At 71.8% G+C, this 20,239-nt stretch carries 17 protein-coding genes; 8 read left to right on the forward strand and 9 right to left on the reverse strand.

Features of this window, described 5'->3' with window-relative positions; genetic code table 11:
• Positions 1-165: 165 nt before the first annotated feature.
• The 4 genes from HDA34_RS06845 to dnaA form a co-directional block, all read right to left on the reverse strand.
• On the reverse strand, positions 166-729 hold the full coding sequence (locus HDA34_RS06845) for a DciA family protein (RefSeq protein WP_002856448.1): 564 nt from the start codon (positions 727-729) through the stop codon (positions 166-168).
• Positions 722-1,936: a DNA replication/repair protein RecF gene (gene recF, locus HDA34_RS06850; RefSeq protein WP_134377489.1), complete on the reverse strand. Its 1,215-nt coding sequence runs from the start codon at positions 1,934-1,936 to the stop codon at positions 722-724. The genes HDA34_RS06845 and recF overlap by 8 nt, the downstream gene beginning before the upstream one ends.
• Positions 1,937-1,957: 21 nt before the next feature.
• Complete coding sequence (dnaN, locus tag HDA34_RS06855) at positions 1,958-3,073, reverse strand: DNA polymerase III subunit beta (protein WP_002856446.1); 1,116 nt, start codon at positions 3,071-3,073, stop codon at positions 1,958-1,960.
• Between the two features lie 751 nt (positions 3,074-3,824).
• Positions 3,825-5,372, reverse strand: a complete 1,548-nt coding sequence (gene dnaA / locus HDA34_RS06860) for a chromosomal replication initiator protein DnaA (protein WP_134377488.1) — start codon at positions 5,370-5,372, stop codon at positions 3,825-3,827.
• 342 nt (positions 5,373-5,714) lie between these two features.
• Between dnaA and rpmH the strand changes: the two genes are divergently transcribed.
• The 8 genes from rpmH (at position 5,715) to HDA34_RS06900 (ending at position 13,862) form a co-directional block, all read left to right on the forward strand.
• Positions 5,715-5,852: a 50S ribosomal protein L34 gene (gene rpmH, locus HDA34_RS06865; RefSeq protein WP_002856443.1), complete on the forward strand. Its 138-nt coding sequence runs from the start codon at positions 5,715-5,717 to the stop codon at positions 5,850-5,852.
• 28 nt (positions 5,853-5,880) lie between these two features.
• Complete coding sequence (gene rnpA, locus HDA34_RS06870) at positions 5,881-6,279, forward strand: ribonuclease P protein component (protein WP_002856442.1); 399 nt, start codon at positions 5,881-5,883, stop codon at positions 6,277-6,279.
• The gene (yidD, locus tag HDA34_RS06875) at positions 6,280-6,648 is read left to right on the forward strand and encodes a membrane protein insertion efficiency factor YidD (protein WP_002856440.1); all 369 of its coding nucleotides are present in this window, start codon (positions 6,280-6,282) and stop codon (positions 6,646-6,648) included.
• 5 nt (positions 6,649-6,653) lie between these two features.
• Positions 6,654-7,652 (forward strand): membrane protein insertase YidC, encoded by a 999-nt coding sequence (gene yidC, locus HDA34_RS06880; protein ID WP_102708250.1) that lies wholly within the window; start codon positions 6,654-6,656, stop codon positions 7,650-7,652.
• Positions 7,653-7,654: 2 nt separating this feature from the next.
• On the forward strand, positions 7,655-8,239 hold the full coding sequence (locus tag HDA34_RS06885; RefSeq protein ID WP_049145024.1) for a Jag family protein: 585 nt from the start codon (positions 7,655-7,657) through the stop codon (positions 8,237-8,239).
• Complete coding sequence (gene rsmG / locus HDA34_RS06890; RefSeq protein WP_095353493.1) at positions 8,232-8,957, forward strand: 16S rRNA (guanine(527)-N(7))-methyltransferase RsmG; 726 nt, start codon at positions 8,232-8,234, stop codon at positions 8,955-8,957. Before HDA34_RS06885 ends, rsmG begins: the two co-directional genes overlap by 8 nt.
• A gap of 74 nt (positions 8,958-9,031) precedes the next feature.
• On the forward strand, positions 9,032-9,976 hold the full coding sequence (locus HDA34_RS06895; protein WP_049145027.1) for a ParA family protein: 945 nt from the start codon (positions 9,032-9,034) through the stop codon (positions 9,974-9,976).
• A 2,512-nt stretch (positions 9,977-12,488) separates the two neighbouring features.
• Positions 12,489-13,862 (forward strand): ParB/RepB/Spo0J family partition protein, encoded by a 1,374-nt coding sequence (locus HDA34_RS06900; protein WP_081097781.1) that lies wholly within the window; start codon positions 12,489-12,491, stop codon positions 13,860-13,862.
• A 117-nt stretch (positions 13,863-13,979) separates the two neighbouring features.
• Here HDA34_RS06900 and trxA read toward each other — a convergent pair whose 3' ends face one another.
• From trxA to HDA34_RS06925, 5 genes are all read right to left on the reverse strand, one after another.
• The gene (gene trxA / locus HDA34_RS06905) at positions 13,980-14,369 is read right to left on the reverse strand and encodes a thioredoxin (RefSeq protein ID WP_002857810.1); all 390 of its coding nucleotides are present in this window, start codon (positions 14,367-14,369) and stop codon (positions 13,980-13,982) included.
• A gap of 31 nt (positions 14,370-14,400) precedes the next feature.
• Positions 14,401-15,402: a thioredoxin-disulfide reductase gene (gene trxB / locus HDA34_RS06910; RefSeq protein ID WP_036337321.1), complete on the reverse strand. Its 1,002-nt coding sequence runs from the start codon at positions 15,400-15,402 to the stop codon at positions 14,401-14,403.
• A 147-nt stretch (positions 15,403-15,549) separates the two neighbouring features.
• Positions 15,550-17,661: a hypothetical protein gene (locus HDA34_RS06915; protein WP_134377487.1), complete on the reverse strand. Its 2,112-nt coding sequence runs from the start codon at positions 17,659-17,661 to the stop codon at positions 15,550-15,552.
• A 65-nt stretch (positions 17,662-17,726) separates the two neighbouring features.
• Positions 17,727-19,580, reverse strand: coding sequence for a murein biosynthesis integral membrane protein MurJ (gene murJ, locus HDA34_RS06920; RefSeq protein ID WP_134377486.1), 1,854 nt, complete (start codon positions 19,578-19,580; stop codon positions 17,727-17,729).
• Positions 19,581-19,626: 46 nt separating this feature from the next.
• Positions 19,627-20,238, reverse strand: coding sequence for an NUDIX hydrolase (locus tag HDA34_RS06925; RefSeq protein WP_134377485.1), 612 nt, complete (start codon positions 20,236-20,238; stop codon positions 19,627-19,629).
• Position 20,239: the final 1 nt, after the last annotated feature.

Consider the following 20,239-nt stretch of genomic DNA (forward strand, 5'->3'; position numbering starts at 1 on the left):
CGGGGGAGAACACCCGCTCAGCGGCCAGGGACACGGCTCAGGACGTGCGCAGGAGACCGCCCATGCCTCCCGGGCCGTCACCGACCCTGTGAGCGCGCCAGAGCGGCGCCCATGGCCTCGCCGCGTCCGGCACGTCGTCGTGCGCCGCGGGGGGCGGCCCCGGACTCAGCCGTAGGTGTCGCGCGGCCCGCGGCCGCCGCGCACGGTGCGCGGCCCCTTGCGCCAGCTCGGGGCCTGCGGGCCCGCCACGTCGATGCGGGTCACGACGCCGGGCCCGAGCGCCTCGTCGAAGCGTTGCAGGAGCACGGGGCTCATCAGGCGCAGCTGCGTGGCCCACGCGGTGGAGCTCGTCCGGACCCGCACCACGGAGTCCTCGAAGCTCTCCGGGCGGCAGTGCAGCGCGATCTCCGGCCCCACCAGCTCGGCCCAGCGGGTGAGCACGGAGCCGACCGCCACGGGGGTGGACCAGCCACGGTCGCGGATGAGCCGGCCGAACACGGTGGACACCGTGGCCGGGTCCCGGTCCGCACCCCCGAACGGGCGCCGACGGTCCTGCCGCTCCCGGCCGGCCGACGTCGTGCCCGCCATGGCCCCGGCCAGGCCCGCGCCCGTCCCCCGCGCCCGCAGCGGCGCCTCGCCCCGCTCCCGGGCGGCCTCGCGGACCCGGCGCAGCTGCACGAGCGCCAGGTCCGGCCGGTCCGGCTCGAACGGGGCGGGGGTCTCAGCCATCGGCGCCGCCCTCGCGCCGGGGCTCGCGGATGTCCCCCTCCACGGGGGCCGCGGCGGTCACGGCCTCGGAGCCCTCCGCGTCCTGGCGGATGAGCACGCGGTGGGCCGTGAGCTCCTCGGGGACGTCCTCGAGCGCGGCGGCCGTGACGATCACCTGCTCGGCCCGGTGCACGAGCGCGGCGAGGCGGCGGCGACGGGCGGCGTCGAGCTCCGCGAACACGTCGTCCAGGATCAGGACGGGGCGGGCGTCGGGGTCCGGGTCGTCGGCCACGAGCACGTCGTAGGCCGCCATGCGCAGGGCGAGCGCCAGCGACCACGTCTCCCCGTGGGAGGCGTAGCCGCGCGCGGGCGCCGGGCCCAGGAAGAGGGCGAGCTCGTCCCGGTGCGGGCCCACCAGGGTGAGCGCCCGCGCCCGCTCCTCCTCCCGTTGGGCCTCGAGCGTCCGGTGCATGTCCGCGGCCAGGTCCGCCACGGCCGGGACCTCCGCGTGGGTGCCACGGGCCAGCGGGACGGTGGACTCGTAGGCGTAGGCCGCGGCCTTGGAGCCGTTGGTCAGCGCCGCGTACATCTCCTGGAGGGGGCGGGCCAGCAGGCGCAGCACGTGCAGGCGGCCGTGGAGCAGGCGGGCGCCGGCGGCGCAGAGGTGCTCGTCCCAGACGGCGAGGGTCGCGTCCTCCTCGGGGCCCCAGCGGCGAGAGCCGCGGCTCGACTTGAGCAGGGCGTTGCGCTGGCGCAGCACGCGTTCGTAGTCGGCGGCGGCCTCACCGAGGGCCGGACGCAGCTGCACCATGAGCTGGTCGAGGAGACGACGACGGCCACCGGGCTCCCCCGTCACGAGGCTCAGGTCCTCCGGGGCGAAGACCACGGTGCGCAGGATCCCGAGGCCCTCCTTCGCCCGCACGGGGGCGCCGCGGTTGATGGCCACCCGGTTGGACCGGCCCGGCAGGATCTCCAGCTCGAGGGCGACGGTGCGGGACCCGCGGTGCACGCGCCCGGCGATCCGGGCCCGGTCCCGGCCGAAGCGCACGAGCTGCGCGTCCGAGCTGACCCGGTGGGACTGCTGGGCGCCGAGGTAGCCGATCGCCTCCACGAGGTTGGTCTTGCCCACCCCGTTGGCCCCGAGCAGCACCGTGGACCCCGGCGTCAGCTCCAGGTCGGCCCAGCGGTAGGACCGGAAGTCCGCGACGGTGAGGTGGGACAGGTACACGGGAGCGTCCAGCCCCCTGCGTCAGGCGATGCGCACCGGCATCACGAGGTAGCGGTAGTCGGAGACGACGCCGTCCTCCTGGTTCACGCCGGTGAGCAGGGCGGGCTTGGGCGCGGACGTGAACGCGAAGCGCACCTGCGGCTGGTCCACCACGGCCAGGCCCTCGGAGAGGTAGGACGGGTTGAACGCCACGGTGATGTCCTCGCCCTCGAGCGTGCACGGCACGGACTCGTTGGCGCTCGCGTCGTCGCCGGTGCCGGCGTCCAGGGTGACCTGGCCGTCCGTGAACACCATGCGCAGGGCGGTGTTGCGCTCGGCGACGAGGGCCACGCGGCGGGACGCCTCGACCAGGGCGGCGGTGTCCACCACGGCCTGGATGGGGCTGGACTCGGGGAAGAGCGAGCGGATCTTGGGGTACTCGCCGTCCACGAGCACGGAGGTGGTGCGACGGCCGCCGGAGGCGAAGCCCACGAGGTCGGCGGTCTGACCGAGCAGGATCTCCAGGTCGCCGCCGGAGCCGAGGGACTTGGCGACCTCGGTGAGCGTGCGCGCCTTGATGAGCAGCGACGTCGAGAGGGACGGGTCCGCCGGGGTCCAGCGGATCTCCTTCATGGCCAGCCGGTAGCGGTCCGTGGCCAGGAAGGTCATGGTGTCGCCCTCGATCTCCACCTTCACGGCGGTGAGGATCGGCAGGGTGTCGTCCTTGGAGGCGGCGACGGTGACCTGGGCGACGGCGTGGGCGAACGCGGCGCCGTCCACGGTGCCCGCGGGGGCCGGCAGCTCGGGCAGGGCCGGGTAGTCGCCCACGGGCATCGTGGCCAGGGCGAAGCGGGAGGAGCGGCAGGTGACGAGCACCTTGCCGCCGTCGAGCTCCACCGTGACCTGGGCCTGCGGCAGGGAGCGGACGATGTCGTTCAGCAGGCGGCCGGAGACGAGCACCTGGCCCGCGGTCTCGACGTCGGCCTCGATCTCCAGGCGCGCGGAGGTCTCGTAGTCGAAGCTCGCGATGGACACGACGCCGGCCTCGGCCGTGATCAGCAGGCCCGAGAGCACCGGCACCGGCGGGCGCGGGGACAGGGAGCGTGCGGCCCAGGAGACGGCGTCGGTGAGGATGTCGCGTTCGACGGTGAACTTCACGAGCTGCACTGCCTCTCTGGGGGTGATGACGGGGGTTGCGGGCCCGGGGGGAACGGCGACACGCGGGCCTCAGCATAGGCGGTCCGCGCGGTGGGTGTCAGGTCGCCCACGAATGACAGTGGTGTGATCCCACGGATTCCGAGCGCACGGGCGCAGCCCGGGCCCTCGAGGCGCTCAGCTCGGTGCGGGGCGGCGGAGATGATGTTGCTTGGCGGGATCTCTCCAGAGGGATCAGAAGGAGTGGTAGCGGGTGTGGATCCTGTGGAGAACGCGGTTCTGCCGCGCCGACATGCGGATCCGGTTGGGGGAACCGTGTGGACGCCCGCTCGTTCGGGGTGTGCATCCGATGTGGACGAGACTCGGAGGCCCTCCCCCCGCTCTGCACAGGCCCGACCGGAGTTGTCCAGACTCATCCCCGGATCCACCCCCCAGTTGTCCACATTCCTGTCCACAGGGTGCGTCCACACCCGTCGAAATCCGCGAGATCATGCGGTTTTCGGCTGTGGAGACCTGTGGATACGTGTGGGCCACCGAATGACATCCGTGTGATTCATCAGCCTGTGCGCCGTCGCCGTCCCCAGGGGTGTGGACGCGGCGTGAGCGGCCTGATTCCGCCATCCACAGGGGCGGAGGTTGTCCACAGCACCGGGGGTTCTCCACAGAGTTGTCCACACCGGTGGACAATGTGGAAGAAGGCTCGAGTCCCGGTCGAAGGTTCGAACCGGGACTCGAGGGTGGGACAGCGGGTGGCTCAGGCGCCGCGCTGCTTCCGCTTGATCTCGTTGGTGAGCTCGGTGACCTGGTTGTAGATCGTCCGCCGCTCGGCCATCAGCTCGCGGATCTTGCGGTCCGCGTGGATGACGGTGGTGTGGTCGCGGCCGCCCAGGACCTGGCCGATCTTGGGCAGGGACATCTCGGTCAGCTCGCGCAGCAGGTACATGGCGATCTGCCGCGCCGTCACCAGCGTGCGGGTGCGGGACTTGCTGGTCAGCTCCTCGAGGGTGAGATTGAAGTACTCCCCCGTGGCGTGCAGGATCAGCTCCGGGGTGATCTCGTGCGCCGTCTCGTCCGTGATCAGGTCCTTGAGCACATGCTCGGCCAGCTCGATGTCCACGGTCTGCCGGTTGAGCGAGGCGAACGCGGTCACGCGGATCAGCGCGCCCTCGAGCTCGCGGATGTTCGTGGAGATGCGCGAGGCGATGTACTCCAGCGCCTCCGGCGGGGCCACGAGCCCCTCGGCCTCCGCCTTCTTCCGGAGGATCGCGATGCGCGTCTCGAGGTCCGGCGGCTGGATGTCCGTGATCAGCCCCCACTCGAAGCGGGAGCGCAGCCGGTCCTCGAACCCGGAGAGCTGCTTGGGCGGCAGGTCCGAGGTGATGACCACCTGCTTGTTGTTGTTGTAGAGCGTGTTGAAGGTGTGGAAGAACTCCTCGACCGTCGCCTCCTTGTCCGCCAGGAACTGGATGTCGTCGATCAGCAGGATGTCCACGTTGCGGTAGACCTGCTTGAACGAGGCGCCCTCGTCGTGGCGGATGGAGTTGATGAAGTCGTTGGTGAACTCCTCCGAGTTCACGTACCGCACCCGCAGGCCCGGGTAGAGGCGACGGGCGTAGTGCCCGATCGCGTGCAGCAGGTGCGTCTTGCCCAGGCCGGACTCGCCGTAGATGAACAGCGGGTTGTACGCCTTCGCCGGCGCCTCGGCCACCGCGTTCGCGGCGGCGTGCGCGAACCGGTTGGACGAGCCGATCACGAACGTCTCGAAGTGGTAGCGGTCGTTGAGGCGGCTGGTCTCCGCGGACGTCGACGGCGGCGCGGGGGTCGGCTTGCCGTTCCCGCTCGGGGCCGCGGTCGCAGCGGGCGCGACGTCGGCCGGCGGCTCGATGCGGAAGCCCGGCAGCTCCTCGGCGACGGCGCGGCGGGAGGTGGCGGCGGTCGCAGCCGGGGGCAGCTCGACGTCCGGCACCGCGGCGGCGGCCGGTCCGCCCGCGAGGGAGGAGCGGCGGGCCTCGGACGAGGGGGTCCGCGGCGGCTGCAGGTTCGCGTCGATCGAGATGGCCAGCAGGATCTCCTCGCGGAACTCCTGGGTCAGGGCGTCCGTGAGGGCGTCGGCCACCTGGGTGCCCTGGAGCGTCTCGCGGGTGGTCTCGTTCGGCACGGCCAGCAGGAGCGTGTTGCCGATGAGGCCCTGCGGCTGGGCCAGGTAGACGAAGCCCATGAGGCGGGCGCTGACCCGCGCGTCGTCCTCGAGGGAGCCCACGACGGAGCGCCACGAGCTGAGCACGGCCTGGTCTGCCACCACGGAGGCTTCCTTTCCTGGGGCAGACGTCCCCGAGGACGGGGGCGGCTGCGCGAGACGGACGACGGTGCTCGGAGTCTAACGGTTGTCCACAGGGTTGTGCACAGACGGTGGACAACCCCTATCATCCTGTGGACGACCGCCCCGGGCGCCCACGGGCGTCCGGGATCCGCGCGCACCCGTTTGACCCCTGCGTACCCCGGCCACTAGAGTTGTCTGGTCCCCCGGGTGTCGGTTGATCGTGCCCGCCGGGGATTTCATGTCAGAGCCTCACCGGTCCTTCCCCCTGGTCCACCTGCTCAGGTCGACGGTCGAAGGCACACAACACGTCGTGGAGAGATCACAGTGACCAAGCGCACGTTCCAGCCCAACAACCGCCGTCGTGCCCGCAAGCACGGCTTCCGTGCCCGCATGCGCACCCGCGCCGGCCGCGCCATCCTGTCCGCTCGCCGCGGCAAGAACCGCGCCGAGCTGTCCGCCTGAGGACCTCGGTCCAGGGACGGCGCGCCCCGTGCTGCCCCGTGACCGTCGCGTCCGCACGCCCGCGGAGTTCCGTCACCTCGGTCGCACCGGCACCCGCGCGGGTCGGCGCACCGTCGTGGTGAGCGTCGCCACGGACCCCGATCAGACCCGGTCCACGTCGCCGAGCGCCCCTCGGCCGCGGGCCGGGTTCGTCGTGTCCAAGGCCGTGGGGAACGCGGTGACCCGCAACCGGGTGAAGCGGCGGCTGCGCGCCGTCGTCGCGGATCAGATGCGCCTGCCCCCGCTGCGCGACCTGCCGGTTCTGGTGCAGGTCCGCGCGCTGCCGGCCGCCGCCGAGGCGGACTACGCGCTGCTGCGCCGCGAGACCGTCGGCGCGCTCGGCAAGGCCCTGAAGCCGCACCTGCCCGCCGCCTCGGAGCACGCGTAGATGACCGTCACGCCCTCGCCCTTCGTCGTGCTCGAGCCCTCCCGTGAGTGGGGGCCGCTGCGCGCGCTGCCGTCCGCCCTGCTGGCGGGCCTGCTCACGGTCTATCGGGCCGTGGTCTCCCCGCTGTACGGACCCGTGTGCCGGTTCTTCCCCAGCTGCTCCGCCTACGGGCTGGAGGCCGTGCACGTGCACGGCGCGGTGAAGGGGTCGTGGCTCGCCGCGCGGCGCATCGGCCGGTGCCATCCCTGGAACGACGGCGGCGTGGACCCGGTCCCGCCCGGGCACCGACGCTGGCCGCCGGGCCGGCAGCCGCGCATCCTCGCCCTGAACCACCCTCCCATCCCACCTGATCTCCCGCAGGAGGATTGACCCCCATGTTCGAAGCCATCCTCTCCCCGTTCCGCTGGCTGATGTCCTGGCTGCTCGGGGCGTTCCACAGCATCCTGGAGTTCGCGGGCCTGCCCGCGGACTCCGGCTGGACGTGGGCCCTGTCCATCCTCCTGCTGGTGGTGCTCATCCGCACCCTGCTGATCCCGCTGTTCGTCAAGCAGATCAAGGCGCAGCGCGCCATGCAGGCCATCCAGCCCGAGCTGCAGAAGCTGCAGGCCAAGTACAAGGGCAAGAAGGACCAGCTCTCCCGCCAGGCCATGGCCATGGAGCAGCAGGCGCTCATGAAGGAGCACAAGGCGAACCCGTTCGCCGCCTGCCTGCCGCTGCTGATCCAGATGCCGTTCTTCTTCGCGCTGTACCAGGTGCTGATCGGCGCCCGCGGCGCGGCCGAGCGCGGCGAAGCCATGGACGCCCTGTCCGCGGACCAGATCCGCTCCTTCGAGGGCTCCACGATCTTCGGCGCCCGCATGTCGGACACCTTCATGAACTCGCTCGGCGCGCCGGGCAGCACGCCCGTGATCGTCACGGCGATCGTGCTGATCCTGCTGATGTCGGGCTCGATGTTCTTCATGCAGAAGATGCTCATGACGAAGAACATGACGCAGCAGGCCCTCTCCGGGCCCATGATGCAGACGCAGCAGGTCATGCTCTACGCCATGCCCCTGATCTTCGGCATCGGCGGCATCAACTTCCCGATCGGCGTGCTCCTGTACTGGACCTACTCCAACTTCTGGGCCGTCGGCCAGCAGTGGTGGATCATCCGCAACAACCCGACCCCGGGCTCCCTCGCCGAGAAGGAGCTCAACGAGCGCCGCGCCGCCAAGGGCCTGCCCCCCGTGGGCCAGAAGGTGTCGAACGCCGAGGCCACGCCCTCGTCCGCACACACCCAGGCGGGCCGCGGCGGTGCCGTGCTGAACGGTGAGGTCGTCCGCCAGTCGGGTCAGCGCGTCCAGCCCCAGCGCAAGAACCGCAGGAGGAAGTGAGCATGTCCGCCGAGAACGTGACCCCGGCCCCCGAGGCCGAGGACGCCGTCGTCGAGACCCCCGCGGGCCAGGGCTCTCGCGTCGCGGAGCAGGACGATGCCGCCGTCTCGGAGGCGGTGCGCCGCCTCGAGGAGGAGGGCGACGTCGCCGCGGACTACGTCGAGGAGCTGCTCGACATCGCGGACCTGGACGGGGACATCGACATCGAGGTCCGCGACGGGCGCACGTACGTGTCCGTCGTCTCCGAGGACCACGACGAGCGCCTGGACGGCCTCGTCGGCCCCGACGGCCGCACCCTGGAGGCCCTGCAGGAGCTCGTCCGGCTGGCCGTGCTCGCCGCCACGGGGCACCGCTCCCGGCTGATCCTGGACGTCTGCGGGCACCGGGAGCGCCGCAACGTCGCCCTGCGCACCGCCGCCCAGGCGGCCGTCGAGCGCGTCCGCGCCGGCGAGGGTCCCGTGCACCTCGAGCCCATGGGCGCGTACGAGCGCAAGATCGTCCACGACGTCGTCGCGGACGCCGGCCTGACCTCCGAGTCGGAGGGCGAGGGCGCCCGCCGGCACGTGGTCATCTCCGCCGATGACTGAGCGGGGCTCGGCCTACGAGCGGCGCCCCGGGCTGGATCCGCGGGACCGGGGCGACCGTCCCGCACCCGTGGGACAGCCGGCACCGCCGCTGACCGATGCGCTGCGGCCGGCCGCCGTCGAGCTGTTCGGCGAGGCCCTACCCCGGGCCGAGGCGTACGTGGCCCACCTGGCGGACACCGGCATCGAGTGGGGCCTGATCGGTCCGCGCGAGGCGCCCCGTCTCTGGGAGCGCCACGTCCTGAACTGCGCCGTGGTCGAGGAGCTCCTCCCGCAGGGTGCGCTCGTGGCCGACGTCGGCTCCGGTGCGGGCCTGCCCGGCCTGTGCCTCGCGCTCGCGCGCCCCGACTGCCAGTTCCTGCTCATCGAGCCGCTCGAGCGGCGCGTGGAGTGGCTGGACATGGTGGTCGCCGACCTCGGCCTGGAGAACGTGGACGTGATCCGCGGCCGCGCCGAGCAGGTCTCCGGGAACCTCGACGTCGACGTCGTGACCGCCCGCGCCGTGTCCGCGCTGAAGACCCTCGTGCCGCTGACCATGCCGATGCTGCAGGGCGCCGGGGAGCTGCTGGCCATCAAGGGCCGCTCCGCGGCCGACGAGATCGCCGCCGCCCGCAAGGTCCTGCGCAAGTATGGTGGTGCCGAGCCCGAGATCCTCACGGTGGGCGAGGGCCTGCTGCCCGAGACCACCACCGTCGTGCGCGTCAGCGCGCGTCCCCGCTGACCCCTCCCCCACCGGGACGGGACGGGCCGGGCGGCAGCAGATCCGCACACCCGCGACCCAGGAGGTAGAGCCGCATGGCGCAGGAGCAGGAGAGCCGGGGTGGGGCCTGGAGGGCCCTGCGCCAGAAGTGGACCGGCCGGACCGCCGAGAAGGGCGGCGCCGACGCCGAGGAGCCCGCGCGGCTTCAGCGGCGCCGTCTGACGCGCCCCGACCGCACCCGCGTGTTCACGACGTCCAACCAGAAGGGCGGCGTCGGCAAGACGACGACGACGGTCAACCTGGCCGCGGCCCTCGCCCGCGCGGGCATGCGGGTGATGGTGGTGGACATCGACCCGCAGGGCAATGCGTCCACCGCGCTGAACATCCCCCACACCGGAGACGTCGCCTCCGTGTACGACGTGCTCCTGGGCGAGATGGAGATCCAGGACGTCGTGCAGGACGCCCCGGACGTGGACGGCCTGCAGGTGGTGCCCGCGACGATCGACCTGGCCGGTGCCGAGATCGAGCTGGTCTCGCTGGTGGCCCGCGAACAGCGACTGTCGCGGGCGCTCGAGGCGTACACCGCCTGGCGCGAGGAGGACGGCCAGGAGCGGCTGGACTACGTGTTCATCGACTGCCCGCCGTCCCTGGGCCTGCTGACGGTCAACGCGTTCGTGGCGGCCGAGGAGGTGCTCATCCCGATCCAGGCCGAGTACTACGCCCTCGAGGGCCTCTCCCAGCTGCTCAAGAACGTGCAGATGATCCAGAAGCACCTGAACCCGCGTCTCCAGGTGAGCACCATCCTGCTGACGATGTTCGACGCGCGGACCAACCTCGCCGTGCAGGTGGCGGAGGAGGTCCGGACGCACTTCCCGGAGCAGCTGCTGAACACCGCGATCCCCCGCAACGTCCGCATCTCCGAGGCACCCAGCTATCAGCAGACGGTGCTGACCTACGACCCGGCCTCGGCGGGCGCCGTGGCGTATCGGGAGGCGGCCGCGGAGATCGCCGGCCGCGGTGCCCCGGCCGTGAAGGGCTGACGCCCAGGCGGTCCGCTGCGGTGATCGCCGGGTGGTGCCGCTGACGACGACGTAAGCCCGCCGGAGGGAGCAGTCCCCCGGCGGGTTTCGTCGTGAGTGAGCGTGGCCCGGAAGATGGGGGGTGAAAAGACAAGCGGAAACGCTGGGCATGGCGGATGACCGTGTTTCACGTGAAACGACCCCCTCCGAGGGTGCGAGCGTGGTGCCGCCGCGGCGGGACGATGGGGAGGGGTGCCCGTGGTAGACCGCTTCCGTCTGACGCGCTCCCCTCTCCTCCCCTGGCCCGAGCCCTCTGCCGCTCCGTTGTGGGCGGGGCGCATCTGTCGCCGGGCGTGGGGGTAGCAGGGGCGGCGACGCACGAAGTCACGGGGAGGACGGTTTTGCCCTGGAGCGGGACCGCGGCTGTGATGGCCGGCCGGCGGTGCACCGTGCGTTGAGGTGCGCCTCGGGAGCTGCGCGGTTCGTAGGGAACGTCCTGGCCGGCTGGTGCGGACGTGCAGGGCATGGCCCGTCCCTGCCCCTCAGGCGGGCTCGTGGCAGCCCCGAGAATGCAGCCGTCGAGCAGGCCGGGTGCCGTGGCTGGGTGCCCCCTCCCCCCACGTCAGACCTCCTCGCCGTCGGTGACGTGCAGGGAATCGGGGGCCAGAGCGGAGCACGAGTCAGAGTGCCGTCGCGGGGGTGCGCGGCCGGTCTGTCAGTCAGCGTGTCCGAGAGGGCACGTGAGCGGCGAGGTGGTCTCCTGTGATTCGTCTGAGTTGGAGGGGCCGATTGGGGGCGCCTGAAGGTCAGTTCGGCTGTGCATTCCTGTGTGCGGAGAAAGAGAGCCTCCAGTGAGGAAGCGCGGTCGTGTGCCCCCAATGTATACAGACACAAGTGGTTGAGCTGGCCAACAAGCGTCATGACGTGGTCACCAGCGAACGTCGATGTTGATATGTGGACAACATCTGTGGACAGTGTACGTCTAGGGTGTGCGGCCGTAGATGCCTCTGCGGTGCTGATGAGCCCTGCTCAGTCTCCTGTTGCGTCTGACGACTGGGCACGGGGACGGCGTGTGAATGGTGACTGCGGTGGAGGCCCCCCGGGAAGCCCGCGGCGGCTCCGTGCGGGATGGGGCGGGCCGTGTGGTTCTGTCTTGCAGCGACGTGGGAACCAGGGCGTCGAGTAATCGGCCGGTCGCCGGGGGTTTCACGTGAAACACGGTGGTTCCGCGCTCACCTAGCGTCGATCCCTGACCGCAGCTGTACGCGGATGGAGGCATTGAAGACCCAGTTTCCCCACGAGGCGGTCCTGAAACTTTGATGGGCGGCCTCAGCTGACAGGACGGATGGAGTCAGTGGGTGGGGTGGAGCGCCGGCCGCGTCACTGTACTGCCGCCCGTGACATCGGCGACCACATCGAGCAGTACTGTCAACGGCGGAAGTGGATGCTCGCTGCCCCGACATGCGACCCGCGACCCGGCGTTCCCTCCCAGCCGTTTCACGTGAAACTGAACGACCGGTGATCGGGGCTCACTAGATCGAACCAGTACCATCAGCGACGCGGCAAGTCTGAACCTCTCAAGATATAGAGGACCCTGCGCACGCCGGCCTCGGGGTGCGACCCGCTGGTGGGCGAGCTTCCATGGATGAGCGCACGGTCGAATCTTCGAACGATACGTTTCACGTGAAACGAGCTTCGGGTGAAAGCGCCGTGCCGCGAGGTCACAATCCCAGGCGATCCAAGGAGCACACGATCCGTGCCGGGAGCGAGCTGACTGAGAATGGCGCAGGAATGTGGCACTGACTTGCGGGTGAGCGAGCACGTGGCCCACCCGAACTCATGTCGTACTTGGATGACAGACTCGTCCGTGTTTCACGTGAAACGCGGATGGTGAAGCAGCGTTCAATTCGTGAGCTGCGCGGGTGTGAGGAAGCACTGACGGCGAAGCGACGAGCAGGCCGAGCTCATCCGTTCGGCGATTCGAGTGTTCACATCACACCGCGGGGAAGTGGGACGAGTGCTTCGCTGCTGGTCCGCCATTGCGCGTCCGATGAAGCACATCATCATGCGGGTAGCCAGCGATCTGAGTACCGTCCGCACGGAGGGCTGATCGGCCCGGGAGTACATGAAAAACAAACTGAACAACCGTGATTCTGATACCGCCCGCTCGTCGACGCGGGCTCGCGTTTCATGTGAAACGAGTGAACCTCGAGAGGGAACACGAGGAGGTCTTGAGGATTGCAGCGGCACCCTTCCGAAGCGCCCCCACTCGGAGTGTTCCACGTGAAACACTCACGCTCGCGGCAGGTGCTGTCCGCGCGCCCGCATCCTGCCATCCGGGCCCAATGCGGACGTCTCACCCCAGAACCGAGGCCCGAACCTCGCCGCGCCCCTTGCACGTGTCAGGCCCTCGCGCGCCCCCCGGCGGTCAGGGCCAGAGCTCCTTGAGAAGTGTCTTCCCGCCGCCCGGGACCATCGAGACCAGGCCGCTCACCTACACTGATCGCAGACCCACTCACTGCAGGAGGACCCGTTGAAGACGAGCCGTCGAGGAGGCCTGGGGCGAGGCCTCGGCGCCCTGATCCAGAGCACTGTAGAAGCCCCGGAAGAGAACGCCGAGGCCTCCTCCCCGAGGGACTCTGCGGTGCCGGTGAAGAGCGGCCCGAAGGCTGCCGCGGCAGCGGAGGCAACCACGACATCGACGCGGAGCACCGCGACGACCGAGACGCCAGGGGAGTCCAACGAGCCCGCCCCGTCGGCCTCGCAGCGGAAGACCGCGGGCCGAACGACACAGGCCGGGAAATCAACGGCTGCGACTGGCCGGAACGCCACGTCCGCCACGAAGGCAGGGCCCACCTCGTCGAAGCGTGCCTCGCGACCCGCGCAGCGTCCCGTCGACGTGTTCTTCTCCGCAGACTCCGAGGATGCACCCGCGGCGCGGCCGACCAAGGGGCGTCCGGCCATGCCGACGGTGAAGGCGCCCAGCAAGCGTGCCACCTCCGCGACGTCGTCGAGGAAGGAACCGGCGGACTCGACCGCGGACCCCGTCGCGACCGAGGGGACCGTGTCCGCGGACATCGCGGTCCTGCGGGAGATCCCGGTGGGGGACATCCACCCCAACCCGCGGCAGCCGCGTGAGGTGTTCGACGAGGACCACATGGCGGAACTGGTCACCTCGATCCGCGAGGTCGGCATCCTGCAGCCGATCGTCGTGCGCGAGGTGGACGGCCCCACCCCCTACGAGCTGATCATGGGCGAGCGCCGGTGGCGCGCCACCCAGAAGGCGGGTCTGGACACCATCCCGGCGATCGTCCGCCAGACCCCGGACCAGGACCTCCTGCGGGACGCCCTGCTGGAGAACCTGCACCGCTCCCAGCTGAACCCGCTCGAAGAGGCCGCCGCCTACCAGCAGCTCATGGAGGACTTCGCCTGCACGCAGGAGGAGCTCTCCCAGCGCATCGGCCGCTCCCGTCCGCAGATCTCCAACACGCTGCGGCTGCTCAAGCTGCCGCCCCTCGTGCAGCGTCGCGTGGCCGCCGGCACGCTCTCGGCCGGCCATGCGCGTGCGCTGCTCGGTCTCACGGACCCGTCGGACATGGAGCGTCTGGCGCAGCGGATCCAGTCGGAGGGCTTGTCCGTCCGGGCCACGGAGGAGGCTGTCGCGCAACTGCAGGGCGGGCTCCGGCCGGGCCGCACGCCGCGGCGCAGCACGGACGACGCCCGCCACGAGCGCCTGGACCACTACGCCACCGCGCTCACCAGCCGCCTGGACACCGCCGTAAAGATCACCCTCGGCGCGCGCAAGGGCCGCATCGCCATCGACTTCACCACCGTGGAGGACCTGAACCGCATCATGGACCTCATTCAGGACGGCGAGGACGGCAAGGGGAAGGGCAAGAAGTCCTGATCCGGACCTCCCGCGGACGGCGTCCACGGGCACCCGCCGCTTGTCCTGAAGATCGACGCGCGACGGCCCCGCCACCCTCTCGGGTGGCGGGGCCGTCGTGGTGAGTGGGGGAGGGGCTCAGCCGAGCAGGGCCGAGAACTCCTTCTCCAGCGCGGCCTTGGGCTTGGCGCCCACGGACTCGACGACCTTCTCGCCGTTCTGGAAGCCCACGACGAGCGGGATGGAGGTGACGCCGTAGCGCGCGGCGATGGCCGGGTTCTCGTCCACGTTGAGCTTGGCGATCACGGCCTTGCCCTCGTGCTCCACGGCCATGTCCTCCAGGACGGGCCCGAGCATGCGGCACGGGCCGCACCACTCGGCCCAGAAGTCCACGAGGACGGGCAGCTCGGACTGGAGGACCTTCTGGTCGAAGTCGGCGTCGGTGACGGTGATGGTGCTCATGGCAGCCTCCTGGGGGTTGTTCTGTGTCTGACGGGGGTGGACAGGGGTGTTATCGACATGACTCATGACGCTCGGTCAGGGGTGATGAGTCAGTGGCTCATGCCGGAACCGCGTCCGACTCCGGGCCGGCCGGCGCGGCCTCCTCCACGTCGGCCACGGTCGCGAGGTAGTGCTCCACGTCCTGGGCGGCCACGCAGCCCGAGCCGGCGGCGGTGATGGCCTGGCGGTAGGTGTGGTCCGTGACGTCGCCGGCGGCGAAGACGCCCGGCTGGGAGGTCCGCGAGGACGGATGGTCGATGCGGATCGTGCCGTGCTCCGTGAGCTCCACCTGGCCCTGCACCAGGTCCGTGCGCGGGTCCTGGCCGATGGCCACGAACAGGCCGGTCACGTCCAGCGTGGACGCCTCGCCGGTGCGGGTGTCCCGCAGGCGGAGGGTGTTGACCTTGTCGTCACCGGTCACCTCCGTGACCTCGGTGTTCCAGCGGAACTCGATCTTCTCGTTCTCCATGGCGCGGTGGGCCATCACCTTGGAGGCGCGCAGCTCGTCCTTGCGGACCAGCACGGTCACCTTGGACGCGAACTTCGTGAGGAACAGGGCCTCCTCCATGGCGGAGTCGCCGCCGCCCACGACCGCGATCTCCTGCTCGCGGAAGAAGAAGCCGTCGCACGTGGCGCACCAGCTGACGCCGTGGCCGGAGAGGCGCTCCTCGCCGGGAACGCCGAGCTTCCGGTAGGCGGAGCCGGTCGTGAGGATGACCGCGTGGGTGCGCAGCTGGGTGCCGTCGCCGAGCGTGAGCACCTTGGGGTTCGACGTCAGGTCGGCCTGCACGACGTCGTCGTAGACCACCTCCGTGTTGAACCGGCGGGCCTGGGCCTCGAGGTTCGCCATCAGCTCGGGCCCCTGCACACCCTCCGGGAAGCCCGGAAAGTTCTCCACCTCGGTGGTGTTCATCAGCTCGCCGCCCGCGGTCACCGCCCCGGCCACGAGGACGGGGGAGAGGTCGGCGCGGGCGGTGTAGATCGCCGCGGTGTATCCGGCGGGGCCGGATCCGACGATCACGACGTTGTGGACGCTCTGGTCCTGGGCGGTGGGGGCCACGGGTTCCTCCAGTGGATCGGGGTGGTGGACGCTCCTCCAGGACAACGGCGGAGCCACGGGCGGGTATTCCGCGGTGTCGGGCCGCGGTGCAGCGACGTCCGGCGACGGCGGCCGGAAGGTCCGGCGCGCCGTCGCCTGGGCGCGGGGTCAGCGGACGGCGATCTCGCCGAGGCGCAGGCCGAACGGGAGGTCCGACGTCGTGCCCTCCAGCTGGGGCAGCGAGGTGAGGCTGACGATCACGTACTCGGCCTCGGCCTCGGCGCCCTCGAAGGGCACGGGGATGGAGACGGTGTCCTGGTCGAAGGTGCCGTTGCCGATCTCCTTGGCGTTCGCGCCCTCGGGGGAGTCGGCGATGTAGGCGAACCAGGCGCCACCGGTGGCCCCCGTGCTCTGCAGGGTCACCTCGTTCACCTCGGTGCGCTCCTCGAGCTGGACCACGAGGTTCATGCTCTCCACATAGCCGCCGAAGTTCGGCCGTGCGTAGGCGAAGGTGCGCCACACGGTGGTGGGGTCGCCGTCGATGAGGTTGCTCAGGTCCGCGTCGTGCTCGGCCTCGTGCTCCGGCAGGTCCGGCACCGAGCGCAGAGCCTGGACGGGCTGCGGGGCGGCCGCGGCGCTCTCGCTGGTCGGGGTGGGGGAGGGGCTGGTGCTCTCCGACGGCGACGGGGTGTCCGATGCGGACTCGGACGACCCGGACCCGGACGACGCGGCCGCGGCCTGCGGGGTCGGCCCGCCGCGCAGGTTCTGGGCCAGCAGCACCCCGCCCACGACGAGTGCGGCCAGCAGGCCGAGCACGAGGAGCAGGGCCAGCGGACCGCCGCCGCGCGTGCGGCCGTTGCCGTCGCCCGGGTCGGCCACCGTGGCGCCGTCGTCGCCCCCGGTGGTGGCCGGGGCAGCTTCAGCATTCGGAGCCGCGGCGGCGGCCGTCGCACCGGCGGCCGCCGTTGCGGCCCCGGCCCCGGCAGCCACCGGCGCGGCCGTGCCGCGGGACTCCTCGTGGACGGGCGGCGCGGACTCGGCCACGATCGCTCGGCGGGGGACGGGGCGCTGGCGCCGCACGGGGATCGCCTCGGTGTCCGGGGCGACCGGCTCCGGCGCGTCGGTCTTCTCGGCCGCCACGGGCTCGACGGGCTCGGTGGGCGGCGTGGCCCCGTCGGCATCGGCGTCGGTGGTCTGCGCGGCGGCGGCCCCCGCCGCGACAGCCGGGAGTGCGGCGGTGCCCGCCTGGGCCTCGCGCTTCTCAGCTTCGCGCTCCGCGGCCTCGCGTTCCTGGGCCGCGCGCTTCTCAGCCTCGCGCCGCTCGGCCTCCCGGGCCCGCTCCTCCTCGGCACGACGGCGGGCCTCGGCCCGGCGCTCGAGCTCGCGGCGCTCGGCCTCCTCCCGCTCCGCGGCCAGCCGGGCCTGCTCGGCCTCCCGCTCGCGCGCGGCCCGCTCCTCAGCCTCCTGCTCCGCCTGGCGACGGGCGCGCTCGGCCTCGGCGCGGCGCTCCTCCTCGGCACGCTCCTCCGCCTCCCGGCGCTCGCGTTCTGCGCGCTCGGCGGCCTCCTTGCGCTCCCGCTCGGCCCGCTCCGCGGCCTCCCGTTCGGCGCGGGCCCTCTCCTCAGCCTCCTTGCGCTCCCGCTCGGCCCGCTCGGCGGCCTCCCGCTCGGCCCGCTCGCGCTCCTCCTGCTGCTTCCGGGTGGCGGCGTCCGCCGCGGCCAGGGCCGACGCCCCGGCGGCCGCCTTCGCCGCGGTGCCGTCGGAGGGACGGACCCGCTCGGCGAGGCGCTCGGAGAGGCGGTTCAGGAACCCGGGACGACGCTGGGCCTCGTCCTCGTCCGCGCGGAGCCGGCGGTCGAGGTCGGTGTAGTACGCCTCGTCGTCGTCGTAGGCGTGGGGGTCTCCGGTCCGCGACTCGCCGAACAGCTCGGAGCCGAGGCTGTCCGTCTGGAACGGCTCCACGTACAGCTCCTGCGGGTACGCCAGACCCAGCAGGACGTCCGGGTCGGGGTCCCCGCCTGCGATCAGGTACGTGCGGCCCTCGGACAGCCCCAGGTCGAGCACCTGCACGTCGTCGGTGCGCTCGCCCGTGGCCAGCTCCCGCGCGGACGAGGCCACCTGCGTGGCGTTCTCACGTGAGGCCACGAGCACGGTGACGCGGCGGTTGAGCACCTGGTCCGTGCCCAGGAACACCATGTCCTGGTCCGCGGACGTCACCACGTGCTGGGTGATGCGATAGCGGCCGCCCAGGACGGCGCCGACGGCGATGGGCTGGGGCACGGGCTCTTCTCCTGACGACGGGGTCGGAATCCGATGATACGTGGCGTGGCCGTCGCGGCCAGAGATCAGCCGACGCGCAGCAGACGACCCAGCGCCGGCACGCGGGCGACGAGCGGCCGGAGGGCGTCGTCCAGCTCGGGGAACCGCATGGCCCGCAGCACCACCAGGTACACCGGACCCATCGCCACGGCCGCCACCGCGCACGTGAGCAGCGCCGTCCCGATGGAGTTCCACGCGAACCCGCCGGTGTACCCGCCCAGCAGCCACACGACGACGACGCCCGCGGCCGCCGCGGCCAGCGCGGCCAGGCCCGTCTGGACGTGGGCACGCAGCACGGACGCGAGGCCGTAGTCCCCGAACCGGCGCACGGTGAGCACATGGGTCAGGACGAACTGGTACACGTACGAGACGGACGAGGCGAACGCGACCCACAGGGCCATGGACCACAGCGGCAGCAGCATCGCGCCCGCCCAGGAGAGCAACAGCATCAGGAGCGAGCCGCTGACCTGGACCACCATCGGCACCTTGGCGTCCTCGGCGGCGTAGAACACGCGCAGCAGATAGAAGGAGCCCGAGCGGAACGGAATGGACAGCGCCAGCGCGAGCAGGACCGAGCCCACCGCGATGCCGGCCACCATCGCCGTCTCGGCCGTCGAGCCGAAGACGCGGCCCAGGGGGCCCGCCAGGACCACCACGCCGGCGAGGCAGAACATCAGCGGCACGGTGAACGCGCGCAGACCCTGCGCCGTCGTGCGCCGGACCGCGGACATGTCCTGGCGGCCCATGGCGCGGGCCAGCCGGTTGAAGAGCACGGTGGCCAGGGAGAGCACGAACACCGAATGGGGCAGCACGGCCATCAGCATCGCCATGTTGTACGCGGCCACACCGGGGATGGCCGCCTGCGCCATCTCGGCGCTCCAGGTCTCGGTGCCTGGGATGCGCAGCTCACCGCGGTCGCGGGCCTCCGTGGCGGAGGTGACGTACCGCTGGCACAGCAGGAGCACCACGTTCGTGGCGACCATCGTGACCAGGGTGTACCCGGCGATCCGGCCGGTGTCCCGCAGGCCGATGCCCTTCCAGCCGAACCGCGGGCGCAGACCCAGGCCGAGCCCGCGCAGCGGCAGGAAGAGGATCACCGCCTGCAGCGCGACACCCAGGGTGTGGCCGCCGGCCAGCACGACCGTCTGCGCGGTCGTCCACCCGGCGAGGTCGTCCCCGGCCCGGTACGCCCCGAACATGCCCAGGTACAGCACGATCGCACCGATCGCGACGACGTTGTTCAGCACCGGCGCCCACATGTAGGCACCGAAGCGCCCGTTGGCGTTGAGCACCTGCCCCACCAACGCGTACATGCCGTAGAAGAACACCTGGGGCAGACACCACAGGGCGAACACGGTGGCCATCTCGAGCTTCTCCGGCGACCAGCCGCGGGTCAGGGCCGTCATGAGCGGGGCCGCCGCCAGCATGACCACCACCGTGCCGGCGAGCATCACGAGCGTGCCGAGCGTCATCAGGCGGGAGGTGTAGTCCGCGCCCCGGTCGGCGTCGCGGGCGTGCTTGATCAGCTGCGGCACGAGCACCACGTTGAACACGCCGCCCACCAGGAGCAGGTAGATCACGTTCGGCAGGGAGTTGGCGATCTCGAAGATGTCGGCCATGTCCGCGGACAGGCCGATCGCCACCGTCACCAGCGTCGCACGGACGAGGCCCAGCACGCGGGAGAGGAGCGTGCCGGAGGCCATGATCGCGGTGGACCGGCCGGCGCGGCGCTCGCCCTCGGGGGTCTCGTCCCCGGGATCCGCGGCGGGCGGGGTGGCCGGATCCGTGGCGGGGTCGGGGTCCGTCGTCGTCGGCTCCTCGTCGGCGACGCCGGCGTGGGCGGGGTCCTGCGCTCGGCGCGGGGCGGGTCTGCTGCTCAAGGGTCACCCAATCGTGGTCGGAAGGCCCCGTGCCGGGGGCGGTGGATCAGGGGCGGGGGCTCCGGGCGCCGCCCGGGGGGAAGTGCTGGTCGACCACCTGGCGGGCCAGGTCGACGATCCGGCGCTCGTTGGCGAAGGAGAGGCGGCGCGCGACGTCCTCGAGGCGCACCCATGCGACGTCCACGGCCTCGTGGTCCGGGTCGTTCTCCGTGGTCAGCTCGCCGCCTGTGGCGCGCAGCAGGAAGTGGTGCACGGTCTTGTGGACGCGGTGCCGGGCGACTGTGAACCAGTAGTCGATCGCGCCGAGCGGCTCGAGGATGTGGCCGGCGATCCCGGTCTCCTCCTCCACCTCGCGCACGGCCGCCTGCCGGTGGTCCTCCTCGCCCTCGGGATGGCCCTTGGGCAGGCACCACTCGAGCCGGCCACCGCGGTTGTAGCGGGCGATCACGGCCACCTCGAGGCCGCCGTCGTGCTCGCGGACGATGACGCCGCCGGCGGATACCTCTTCCACCGTGGGCAGGGAGGCGGCACCGGCGGAACGGGGTCCCGCGGGGGCCGGGGTGACGGGGCGCAGAGGCGGCTGCGGCCGGCGACGCCACGCCTCCAGCGCGGAGGGCAGGGGGGCGCCCCGGTGCGCGGAGGGATCGGGGCGGGTCATG

The sequence above is a fragment of the Micrococcus luteus genome (genome assembly GCF_014138885.1).
GTDB classification, from domain to species: domain Bacteria; phylum Actinomycetota; class Actinomycetes; order Actinomycetales; family Micrococcaceae; genus Micrococcus; species Micrococcus luteus.